This is a genomic window from Flavobacterium sp., assembly GCF_046153165.1.
GTDB lineage: Bacteria > Bacteroidota > Bacteroidia > Flavobacteriales > Flavobacteriaceae > Flavobacterium.
Genome location: NZ_JBJXEN010000022.1, coordinates 1 through 12,469, shown reverse-complemented (window position 1 = coordinate 12,469; position 12,469 = coordinate 1). Strand labels below are relative to the sequence as shown.

General features: G+C 33.2%; 7 protein-coding genes. 4 read left to right on the top strand and 3 right to left on the bottom strand.

The window, feature by feature from the left end; genetic code table 11:
- Positions 1-137: 137 nt before the first annotated feature.
- Positions 138-1,448 (bottom strand): T9SS type A sorting domain-containing protein, encoded by a 1,311-nt coding sequence (locus ACKVOV_RS03150; protein WP_409205322.1) that lies wholly within the window; start codon positions 1,446-1,448, stop codon positions 138-140.
- Entirely contained in the window at positions 1,399-5,037 is a 3,639-nt protein-coding gene (locus ACKVOV_RS03145) for a beta strand repeat-containing protein (protein WP_409205321.1), read from the bottom strand. Before ACKVOV_RS03145 ends, ACKVOV_RS03150 begins: the two co-directional genes overlap by 50 nt.
- A gap of 181 nt (positions 5,038-5,218) precedes the next feature.
- Between ACKVOV_RS03145 and ACKVOV_RS03140 the strand changes: the two genes are divergently transcribed.
- The 4 genes from ACKVOV_RS03140 (at position 5,219) to trxB (ending at position 10,878) form a co-directional block, all read left to right on the top strand.
- Positions 5,219-7,201, top strand: coding sequence for an ATP-binding protein (locus tag ACKVOV_RS03140; protein WP_409205320.1), 1,983 nt, complete (start codon positions 5,219-5,221; stop codon positions 7,199-7,201).
- 110 nt (positions 7,202-7,311) lie between these two features.
- Positions 7,312-9,213: an ATP-binding protein gene (locus ACKVOV_RS03135; RefSeq protein WP_409205319.1), complete on the top strand. Its 1,902-nt coding sequence runs from the start codon at positions 7,312-7,314 to the stop codon at positions 9,211-9,213.
- The gene (locus tag ACKVOV_RS03130) at positions 9,213-9,830 is read left to right on the top strand and encodes a response regulator (RefSeq protein WP_409205318.1); all 618 of its coding nucleotides are present in this window, start codon (positions 9,213-9,215) and stop codon (positions 9,828-9,830) included. The genes ACKVOV_RS03135 and ACKVOV_RS03130 overlap by 1 nt, the downstream gene beginning before the upstream one ends.
- A gap of 100 nt (positions 9,831-9,930) precedes the next feature.
- Entirely contained in the window at positions 9,931-10,878 is a 948-nt protein-coding gene (gene trxB / locus ACKVOV_RS03125; RefSeq protein ID WP_409205317.1) for a thioredoxin-disulfide reductase, read from the top strand.
- Between the two features lie 97 nt (positions 10,879-10,975).
- Here the strand turns inward: trxB and ACKVOV_RS03120 are convergent.
- Positions 10,976-12,469: T9SS type B sorting domain-containing protein (locus ACKVOV_RS03120; protein ID WP_409205316.1), on the bottom strand; the 1,494-nt coding region annotated here is incomplete at its 5' end.

The window sequence follows — 12,469 nt, the reverse complement described above, 5'->3', positions numbered from 1 at the left end:
TAATCCTTTAAATCAGATTACAAAGTTGGTGTAATTGAAAATAAATTCATATAGGGGGAAACCCCTGAATTTTAGCAAAAACAAAAAGACTTCCAAAATATTTTTTGGAAGTCTTTTTTATTAAAAACTAAATCTATTTATTGTTTAATCAATTTCATTGTTTTAGTTTGATTACTGTCATTAGTTACTTTCATCAAATAAATTCCACTTGGGTATTTACTTAAATCTAGTTTAGTAATCCCTAAATTGATAGTTTCAGATTTGATTATTTTTCCTATCAAATCATATACTACGATGGTGCCACGTGTATCGCTATTTATAGAGAACACATCACTTGAAGGATTAGGATATATTGATAATTTAGAATTAAAAGAAAAACTTTCTGTTCCTAAAGTGCTCACAGTAACACAACTTGAAGTGACAGTACAGCCAGCAAGAGTTACATCTACTTTATAATCTCCTGCAACAGTTGGTGTATAATTCTGATTTGTTTGTCCTATTATCAAAGTATTAGGACATTCGTACCATTGGTAAGTAGCCCCACTTTGATTAGCAGTCACTACTCCTAATGCTTGAGAAATTGAATTGTCTAAAGCAGCTGATTGTGTAATGGTAAACCCTACATTTCTAGCACATCCATTAGCATCAGTTACTAAGCAATTGTAAGTACCCGCTATTAAATTGGTTGCTGTTACAGTTCCGTCTCCAGATGGAGTTCCAGGTGTCCAGTCATAAGTATATGGTGGTGTACCGTTAGCTGCAGAAACGGTTGCTGAACCAGTTGAGTTACCATTACAAAAAACATTAGTTTGTGTTGATGCAATAGCATCTAAAGCCCATGGTTGTGTAATAGTTACATTTCTTGATGTTGTACATCCATTGGCATCTGTTATAGTACAAGTCCAAGTTGCCGCTGTTACTCCGGTAATAGTAGCAGTTCCGTCTCCAGGTGGGTTTCCAGGTGTCCAGTTATAAGAATATCCTGCTGTTCCGCCTGAAACACTAATAGTTGCAGATCCGTTGTTTCCCCCAAAACAAGATATATTAGTTTGAGAAACCAAAGACGTAACCAAAGCTGGTGGTTGTGTAAGAGTAAAACTACGAATTGCTGAACAACCATTGGCATCAGTAATTGTTACCGAATATGCTCCAGCAGCAAGTCCAGTTCTGTCTTCTGTAGTAATTCCACCGCCCCAATTGTAAGTATATCCTGGTGTTCCGCCAGAAGGAGTTAGATTAATAGCTCCATTTGTGACTCCGTTACAAGCAACGTTTGTAACAACACCTGACCCAGATATTGCTGTAGGTTGCGTAATAGTATAATTACTTATTCCTGTACAACCATTGGCATCGGTAATGGTTACCGAATAGGTTCCAGCAGCAAGTCCAGTTCTGTCTTCAGTAGTTATGCCACCACCCCCAATTGAATGTATAACCAGGTGTTCCACCAGAGGGAGTTAAATTAATAGCTCCATTTGTGCCTCCGTTACATGCATTATTGGTTATAATACCTGACCCAGATACTGCAGTTGGTTGTGTTACAGTAAAACTACGAATTGCTGAACATCCATTAGCATCAGTAATTGTTACTGAATATGCTCCAGCAGCAAGCCCAGTTCTGTCTTCCGTAGTAATTCCACCAGCCCAATTGTAAGTATATCCTGGTGTTCCACCAGAGGGAGTTAAATTAATAGCTCCATTTGTGCTTCCGTTACAAGCAACGTTTGTAACAACAGCTGACCCAGACACCGCTGTAGATTGTGTAATAGTATAATTTCTAGTTGCTGTACAACTATTATTATCAGTAACAGTAACAGTGTATGTACCTGCTACTAATCCGTTAGCAGATGCTCCTGTTCCGCCAGATGGTGCCCAAGAATAAGTATAAGGAGCTGTTCCTCCTGAAGGTGAAACACTTGCAGCACCAGTTGATCCGCCATTACAGGCAATGTTTGTTTGTGACCAAGATGCTGTAGAAATAGCAGGTGGTTGTGTGATAGTAAAATTTCTTGATGTAGAACAACCTACAGCATCGGTAATAGTACACGTATAAGCTCCTACTGGTCTTCCTGTTGTTGTTGCACTCGTTCCGCCAGTTGGTGACCACAAATAAGTAAAAGGGGCTGTTCCACCTGATGCAACGACAGTCGCAGTACCATTTGAACCGCCATTACAAGAAACATTGGTTTGGCTACTCGTTGCATTTACGGCTGGACTAGTAGTAACAATAGCATTTCCTGACATGGCTATTGGTGTTGTACAACCTGCTACATTACTAGTGGCATCAACAGTATATGTTCCTGCAACAGTTTGATTGCCAAAAGACAATGCTGCTCCTGTTCCCGCTACTAAACCACCAGTTGCAACTCCATTTAATTTTAATTGATAATTAACACCCGTTTGAGAATTGCTTAATCCAACAGGAACTCCTGTTGAGCCACAACCATTACCTCCACCAGTTACTGTATAAACAGTTGGTGTTGTACAAACCAATCCTATAAATTCTGATGCACCAATATCTGGTGTTGTACCGCTTCTTGTTACTCCCCAATAATCAGTTGTGATGGCTGGTGAAGTGATTGGTAACGCGTTATTATTAGCAACAGAGATTGCGTTTAGTGGCAAACGTAAAAAATCTGGGTTAGAACCAACTGTACTTATAAAAGGTGTTGTGGTTTCGGTAACCGAGTTTTGATCACGTGTTGCCATTCTGGTTTTGTAGGCTGCAAGAGTAGCATCGGTACTCGTTCCGTCGTAATAGATATTTGTTCCCGCAAACAAGTTATAATTTGATGATGCAGTATAAGTATTTATAGTTGTATCAGCTCTTGAATAAGCAGTTGCAATTCCACCTGAGTTTGGTGTTACAGTATTAATAAAAATATTGTTATTCAATTTAAGTGAACCTGCTGTATATGAAAACAACGCAGCACTCGAAGCATTTGTTCCACTTAAAAAAACAGTATTATAATATAAATTGGCATTACCTACCCGAATTCCAAAAAGCTTTTGCGTAGGTTGGGCGTAATTAGGCATTCGTAAATCGGCTATCGTATTGTTGTAAATAGTACTTACGTTATTAAGTGCAAAAATGCCACTTACCCATCCGTTTACAGTAGTATTTGTACCATTGTACGATAAATCGTAAATTTTGTTTTTGTAAATTGAACTTGGTTGCAGTGCAGTACAGTAAATTCCGTAAACATCACCGTTGGTACCTGTACCTAAATTGTTTAAAGAATAAATACTGTTGCCAGTAATATCTAAATTTAAAGCTGCAATTGCGTTATTTGTGTAATAAATTCCGTAATAAGAGTTATAAGTACTTGTTCCAACGCCTGCAGGTGTTGAGAAATTAAAAACTTGGTTGTTTTGACACACTTTTGTACCTGCAATACCGTTATCATAGATGCCATAAATAGATCCGGAAGTACCTACCGCTAAATTTTTAACCACATTATTATTTATAGTATTTGTAATTGTATTTACACCAGCATTAATTCCATACACAAAACCAGTGTTATCTGTAGCTGTAAAAGTTAAGTTATCAATAGTATTTCCATCTGCTACAACGTTGGTCGGACCAGTTGTTGCTGTTGTAGTCGCTGCTGTACCTTGACAAAGTATTCCATATGTAATTCCTGTTGTTCCGGTACGATTAAAATTCTTTATTGAATTATTAGTTATGTTTGTGGTGGTTGCCGTTCCTAGAGTGTATATACCGTAGGCATTTCCTGTAAAGGCAAAAGGACTCAAACCACTTATAATGTTGTTTGAAATAGTTAGGATTTGAGAAGACGAAATACAATTAATTCCACGCATATTTCCCGCTGTCGTCAGCAAGGGTTGCGCCATGTCGATAGTATTATTATTGATGGTAGTTGAAAAACCAGGAACGTTACCGCCCGTATTTATTGAATTGTAAATGCCGTATACTTGCCCGCCAGTTGTAGTACCGCTTTGCAATTTAATCACGTTATTACTAGTAATCGAGTTTGAATTGGTTGCATTAAAAACATTAATGCCGTACAGGTTTGAATTTTGATTGACACCAAAGCCATCGTTATTATCGACATTATTGTATTCAATATCTGTTTCCCACTGCCCACGAGTTATGATACCGTTACTACTAGTAGCAGGAATACCTCCGCCAAAATTTCGAACGTAATTACCTGTTATTGAGTTGCGCGTATCTACAAAATCGTATGGAGCCGGGGCAATGTAACCGTATAGCGAAATACCATTTGCACCGCCATTTATATCGTTATTTCGTATGTCATTATCGGTACTTGCACCGCTATTTGAAGTTGGCGTTATTGATGTAATTGCAGCCGTCGGTATTGAGTTAACAATTATAATTGCGGCTTCACCAATCATCGGCCCACTTCCGACAGTGGTATTTAACCGTTGCATAGTAAAAAAGTTTGTGTCTATATAGTTATGCTGGCAACCATCAGTTGGGCTGGCTTTAAATAAGGCGACACCAAATTCCATGGCGGTGGTTGGTGTGGTATTTGTCGTCGGATCGATAAAACTTATATAGGTAAGTCCTATATAATCAGCACCAACTAATTTTAAAATTCCATCTGGGCTTGCCGATGCGCCGGTTGCTGTTCCAACCCCACCAACTAAATTGGTATTTGAAGGATTATTGTAGCCCACGAAGATACCGTTAATATTGATACCTCCATTTCCACCGTTACCTGCCGACGCAGTTAAGGCGGCATTCAAGGTCGTACTTCCGATAGTAAATCCTTTTGGTGGAGCTACCTCTGTGCCTCCGCTTAATTGAATATTTACCGCACCAGTCATCGCAGTAATATTATTTAATGCGGCAGTTAAATTAGCAAACGAGCTATAAGTTGCTGCCAAATTGGGAGTAACGTTTGTAGCTCCCGATGTGACTGTTACCGCCACCTGCGCTCGCACACTGGCTAGACTAAAAAACAAGAAAAACAGCAGCATTGCCATTGTTTTTGTCCGAAATTTTCCTTTGGTAAAGGAGCGAGTTGGTTTTCGAAGTAAGATTCTGTTCATAAAAATTGGTTTTTAAAATTAATTAGGTTTTGGATTTTTAGATTATATGTTCTAATCTTCCAAATTCTGAGTACAAAGTTGATACAATAGAAAATGAATTCATATAGGGGGAAACCCCTGAATTTTAAGAAACCCTTTTTTATGAAATTTAATTAAATACTTTTGTTGAAAATTATTTGAAATGACAAAGCGCTTTATATATATTATTTTAACTTTATTTCTCTTTTTAAGCTGTGTAGATAAGAAAGAAAATGAAGTTGTTTTTGAGAAAGAAATTCCAGCTAAAGAAGACGCTACTAAATCGTGGTTGCATAAAGTAGAAAATTACAAAAAAGATAAAAAATATTTATCAGTTTTATACAAATACTACAATCAAAAAATAGCAGAACATAACTATTTGAATGCTGCTGAAATTTTAGATATAGCTTGTGTGTATCTGGCCGATTCTTATGATTTTAATGAGCCTTTTATGGCTATGATCAAAGAATTTGATACTAAATACAGAAAGGAAGTACCAGCACTAAAAACCACTTTTGTAGATGCTTATTTAGCTAATTATTATTATGATAAGTACGATTTAAAAAAAGCATGTGAATATTTTAGAAATATAACTTTACTAGAACCTAATGATTACAATAGTTGTTATAATATAGCTAGAGCTTATTATGATTTATCTTATATGTATTATATAATGGGTAAGCAAAATTTGAGTTTAGTTGCCAACCAAAAATCTTTTGAATACTTTACTAAAATTAATAATCCTAAAGGTTTGGCTTTTGTTTACTCAAACTATTCCAATATTTACACAGCTATTGGAGACAAAAAAAGAGCTATTGAAAACGCTGATAAAGCTATAAAAGCCTATAAAAGTATCGATAATACGTATAATGTCTACATTGGTTTAATTAATAAAATTTCGATTTATGATTTTATGAAAGACTCTCGAAAAAGAGCACTTATTGATTCTACCTATCAAGCTTTTATAGACAGTAAAGATGATAGTAAAATTTTGAAAATTAAACTTTATGATTTTAAAGTTGAGAATCTAGTAGAAGAAAACAAACTAACTGAAGCAAAGAAAATATTAGACGACTTAAAACCAGTTATTGAAGAAATAGATTCTGATGATTTGACTCAAGAATATAAAATAACTACTGCGTTATATGAAATAAAAAAAAATCCTAATTATTCTAATTTTAATGATATAAAAAAAGCAATACCCACTTTAATAACAAATCAACAATATGAAAAAGTTAATATGTTCTATGGTGTGTTACAAAATAATGCTATTCAAAACAATGATTTCAAAAATGCCTTACACTATGAAGAAGCAAAACAAATTATTACAGATAGTATAGGAAATATAGCCGCCAGAGGAAGAATTGCCGAGTTAGAAACTATATATCAAACGGAGAAAAAAGAACAAAAAATTGCACTTCAAAAAACGACTATTCTAAATAAAAACACTACAATAGCACTTTTGGCTTCATTATTTTTAGGATTATTTTTAACTGTAGTAATTTATATAACCAGACAAAAACAGAAAAAATTAAGATTAGAAAAGCAAAACGCACAATTATACACCAAACAATTATTAGAAAAAACTGAAGAAGAACGCAAACGTATTGCTAGTGATTTGCATGATAGCGTGAGTCACGAATTACTAGGTCTAAAAAATCTGTTTGAAGAAAAAAATGATATCACGAATAATAAAATCGATTCCATTATAAATGATATCCGTATTATTAGTAGAAACTTACATCCAATTATGTTTGATAAAATTGGATTAAAATCTAGTGTCGAACAATTAGTAGAAAGAGCTCAATCTGTAAATGATTTTATGGTAACTGCGGATATAGATTATAATAATTCTCTAACAACAAATGATGAGTTGCAAGTATATAGAATCATCCAAGAAGCCTTGTCAAACATCATCAAATATGCCAATGCAGTCGCAGCAAAAATCACAATTTCTCAGAAAAATGAAAGTCTAATCGTAGAAATAAAAGACAATGGAAAAGGATTTGATGTAAATGAAAAATTAAATGGATCCAATGCTTTTGGATTACATAATATTATAGAAAGAAGTAGAGTGATTGGTGGCGAGGCAAAAATTTTATCCGATAAGTCTGGAACTATTATTACAATTCAAATAAAAAAATAATATCCAACAAAATGATTCTTTCAAAAAAATATAAATATATTCTTTCCACCTTTATTATACTTCTTTTTTTAGCTTGTAATAATAAAAAAGAAACTGAAGTTATTTTTAAAATGGAAGCTCCCATTAAAGAAGATGCTACAAAAGTTTGGTTAAGAAAAAATGAAAACTATACTAATAACAGGAAAAAATATTTATCTATTTTCAATAATTATTATGATACTAAAATTAAAGAAGAGAATTTTTTAGATGCTGCTAAAATTTTAGATGTGGTTGGCACAAAATTATCTTACCATTATGATTACGATAGTGCTTTTTTAAACACAATTAATAATTTTAATAAAAAATATAGACATAATGTTCCCGCTTTAAAAACCACTTTTGTAGATTCCTATTTAGCTAATTACTATTATGACAAAGGAGATTTTAAAAAATCATGTAATTATTTTAAAAATATAACTTTATTAGAACCTAATGATTACAAAAGTTGTTATGAAATAGCCAGAGCTTATTACGAATTGTCCTATGTGTATTTTGGTATGGGGAAGCAAAATTTAAGTTTGGAAGCCAATCAAAAATCTTTAGAATATTTTAATAAAATAGGTGATATTGATGGATTAGGTTCTGTTTATTCAAATTATGCCAACATTTACAAAGCAATTGGAGATAAGAAAAGGGCAATTGAAAATGCAGATAAAGCCATAAAAGCATTTAAAAGTATTGATAATATTTATGATACCTACATGGGTTTATATAATAAAATCTCAGTGTATGATTATGTACAAGATTCTCGAAAAACACCATTAATAGACTCAACATACCAAGCTTTTAAAGCAAGTAAATATGAAAGTGATATTTTAAAAATTGCTATTTATGACTTTAAAGTTGAAAATTTATTACGTGAAAATAAATTAATCGAAGCTAAAGAAATTTTAGACGAGCTAAAACCAATTGTTGAAAAAGTAGATTCAGATAATTGGATGCAAGATTATAAGGCAACATTAGTACAATATGAAATAAAAAATAACCCTAATCATTCCAATATTGAAGCTATAAAAAAAGCTATTCCAATTCTAAAAGATAATGAGCAATATGAAAAAGCCGATTTGTTTTACAGTGTATTAAAAAAACATGCTATTCAAAATAATGATTTTAAAAACGCATTAAAATATGAAGAAGAAAAACAAATTATAGGCGATAGTTTAGGTAATATTGCAACAAGAGGAAAAATTGTCGAGCTAGAAACTATATACCAAACGGAGAAAAAAGAACAAGAAATTGCACTCCAAAAAACAACTATTCTAAATAAAAACACTACAATAGCGCTTTTAGCTTCATTGTTTTTAGGATTGTTTTTAACCGTAGTAATTTATATAACCAGACAAAAACAAAAAAAATTAAGATTAGAAAAGCAAAATGCACAAGTATACACCAAACAATTATTAGAAAAAACCGAAGAAGAACGCAAACGTATTGCTAGTGATTTACATGATAGTGTGAGTCACGAATTACTAGGTTTAAAAAATCTGTTTGAAGAAAAAAATGATATAACAAATAATAAAATCGATTCCATTATAAATGATATCCGTATTATTAGTAGAAACTTACATCCAATTATGTTTGATAAAATTGGATTAAAATCTAGCATCGAACAATTAGTAGAAAGAGCTCAATCTGTAAATGATTTTATGGTAACGGCTGATATTGATTATAATAATTCTCTATCAACAAATGATGAGTTGCAAGTGTATAGAATCATCCAAGAAGCTCTTTCTAATATTATAAAATATGCTAATGCAGTCGCAGCAAAAATTACAGTTTTAGAAAAAAACAACATAATCTATATTGAAATAAAAGATAACGGAATAGGATTTAATGTTTCCGAAACATTAAACGGTTCTAATGCTTTTGGATTACATAATATTATAGAAAGAAGTAGAGTAATTGGCGGGCAAGCAAAAATTGTATCCGATAAAAATGGGACAATTATAACTATTGAAATTAAAAAAACATAATGAAAATATTAATTGCAGACGATCATCCATTTACATTACAAGGAACAAAAAGCTTTGTCGAATCTTATGGATATAAAGTATTTGACACTTGCTCAAACGGTATTTCGGCATTAAATCTTATCAAATTGCATTCTCCTGAAATTGCAATTTTAGACATAAATATGCCAGGTCTCGACGGTTTAGATGTTGCTAAAAAAGTACAAGAAAGTAAACTGAAAACCAAAATAATTTTGCTTACCATGCACAAAGAAATGACTATTTACAAAAAAGCAACTGAATATGGTATTTATGGGTATATTCTCAAAGAGCATGCGCAAACAGAATTAGAAAGATGTTTGCTAAAAGTAAAAAAAGGAAATCGTTATGTAAGCGAATATCTAGAAGATGACTTAGTTGTTGATAATAAAAATGATAATGACGAACTTGCTAAACTAACTTTATCCGAAAGAAAAATTATAGAACTAATTGCTCAACAAAAAACAAGCAAACAAATTGCTGAATTACTCTTCCTATCAGAAAAAACAGTAGAAGGTCATCGCAGTAATATTATTGAAAAATTAAAACTACCTAAAGAAAAAAATACTTTACTTATTTGGGCAATTCAACATGTAAAATAATAAAAGTATTTTTCTATCAATAAATAAGTTTTTTCAATTTATTAAAGAGTGAAATTTTTATAATAAAGTTTACATTTGTATTTTTATAAAAACACTCATTATGTCAGATACAATCGAAAAAATAAAATGCCTAATTATTGGTTCTGGTCCTGCTGGATATACAGCTGCAATATATGCTGCTAGAGCAAATATGAACCCTGTTTTGTACCAAGGAATGCAGCCCGGAGGTCAACTTACTACAACAAATGAAGTAGAAAATTTCCCCGGAAATCCAGAAGGAATTACGGGTCCAGAAATGATGATTGGTTTAGAAGAACAAGCAAAAAGATTTGGAACGGATATTCGTGTTGGTTGGGCTACAAAAGTTGATTTTTCAGGAGATATTCATAAAGTATGGATAAATGATGAAAAAGAATTGCATTGTGAAACAGTTATAATTTCGACTGGTGCAACTGCAAAATATTTAGGAATAGATTCAGAACAACATTATCTAAAGATGGGTGGTGGAGTTTCGGCTTGTGCGATTTGTGACGGATTTTTCTATCGTAACCAAGAAGTTGTTATCGTTGGAGCAGGGGATTCAGCTTGCGAAGAAGCGCATTATTTATCTAAATTGTGTAAAAAAGTAACTATGTTAGTTCGTAGCGAACAATTTAGAGCTTCAAAAATCATGGAAGCTCGTGTTCGTAAAACTGAAAATATTACCATCTTAATGAACCATGATACTGTTGAGGTTTTAGGTGACGGTCAAGTGGTAACTGCTGTAAAAGCAAAAAATAAAACTACTGGAGATATTTTTGATATCGAAGCAACAGGTTTCTTTGTAGCGATTGGTCATAAACCAAATACTGATATTTTTAAAGATTACATTACCCTTGACGAAACAGGTTATATTGTAAATATTCCTGGAACAGCTAAAACTAATGTTGCTGGTGTTTTTGTTTCAGGCGATGCTGCAGATCATGTTTACCGTCAAGCCATTACTGCTGCAGGAACGGGTTGTATGGCTGCATTAGATGCCGAAAGATATTTAGCTTCTAAAGAATAGATTGTTTTAATATCTTATTTTTTTTACTATTACAAAAAAATATAAATAAAAAAGGCTTCTCAAATTGAGAAGCCTTTTTTATTTATAAAACAATGTTTTATCGTTTCATGGCAAAATGTGATTTTAGTTCTTTTGTAATTCCTTTTTCTTCATAAGTAACAACAAACCAATAATCAGTAGAAGGTAGTTCTTTTCCATTGAAGTATCCATTCCAGCCATCTCCTGAAGGCCTAATTTCTTTTAGGAATTTTCCAAATCTATCAAAAATTAAAACCTTAGCATTTTTTTGATCACTTATAGATGAGATATTCCAAGTATCATGAATTCCATCTGAATTTGGAGTGAAGAATCTAGGATAATCTACAATATAAGCTGTGGTAGATATTTCTCCACAATGATTGAGATCCGTTACTGTTATAGTATGTGATTTAGCTCCAACATTTGTAAATATATTACTTGTTTGAAAAGGACCATTATCTATTTGATATTCATAGTTACCTGCTGGAGTAACAGTAACAGTTATTGTTTGTACATCTGCAAAATAATCAGATGGTGTTGCAATCACTGTTAGTGGAGGCAATGATGGAGATATTACAACTGAAGCAGGCAATGATGAACATGAATTATTTGCTACAGGTGTAGCTACTACACTATATGTATCAGGCACACTAGCAATGTAGAAACTTTGAGTTGCTCCAACTATAACCCCATTTGAATCAGACCACACAAAAGTATAATTTGTATCATCTAATTGTGTTTGTATTGTTGATGTGCTAATAGGTATATTATTTGCATCAACACAAATATAACTAGGAGTTGCAATTGGTTTTGGGTCTGGTATTTCTATAACTGTGATAATTCCACTTAATGAAACACCCGGATTACAACCTCCAGTTGTAGTTACCGTATAATTAAATGTTCCTGCCACTGTTGGTGTTCCACTTATTGTAAAAACTCCTGTCGCAAATACACCTGTTATTCCAGTCGGCAATCCAGTGACATTAGCTCCAGTACCAGATCCTCCAATACTGTAACTAATAGCTGTTATTAACGCTTTATTACAAACATTTTGATTGTCAGTTCCTGTTGCCGATGTTAAAGCAATTGTTGGTGCCGGAGTTACTATGATTGTTCCAGATAATGAAACATCTGGGGCACATCCACCACTTGTGGTTACGGTATAATTGTAAGTTGCAGGAGTGGCAAGTGTTGGAGTTCCACTTATAGTGAAAGTTCCACCCGCAAAAGTTCCTGTTATCCCTAATGGTAATGCACCCGCTGTAATACTTATACTTGTAACTCCTGATCCAGCAGTATAAATAATTGGTGATAACCCTATGTTAGTACAAATTGTTTGTGCTGCTGTTCCTACTGCAGATGTCAAAGTAATACTTGATAAAGGATTTACTTTAATTGTTCCTGATAAAGAAATATTTGGTGCACAACCACCGCTTGTAGTTACAGTGTAATTGAAAGTTCCAGCTACCGTTGGAGTTCCACTAATAGTGAATACTCCAGCAGCAAAGCTACCAGTCACTCCTGTAGGTAAAGCGCCAGCAGTTATGCTAGCACCAGTTACACCCGTACCTAC

Excerpts from the sequence above, each read along its gene's own strand:
- ACKVOV_RS03135 (WP_409205319.1), top strand. The coding sequence starts at position 7,312 with ATGGAAGCTCCCATTAAAGAAGATGCTACAAAAGTTTGGTTAAGAAAA.
- ACKVOV_RS03145 (WP_409205321.1), bottom strand. The coding sequence starts at position 5,037 with ATGAACAGAATCTTACTTCGAAAACCAACTCGCTCCTTTACCAAAGGA.
- ACKVOV_RS03130 (WP_409205318.1), top strand. The coding sequence starts at position 9,213 with ATGAAAATATTAATTGCAGACGATCATCCATTTACATTACAAGGAACA.
- trxB (WP_409205317.1), top strand. The coding sequence starts at position 9,931 with ATGTCAGATACAATCGAAAAAATAAAATGCCTAATTATTGGTTCTGGT.
- ACKVOV_RS03140 (WP_409205320.1), top strand. The coding sequence starts at position 5,219 with ATGACAAAGCGCTTTATATATATTATTTTAACTTTATTTCTCTTTTTA.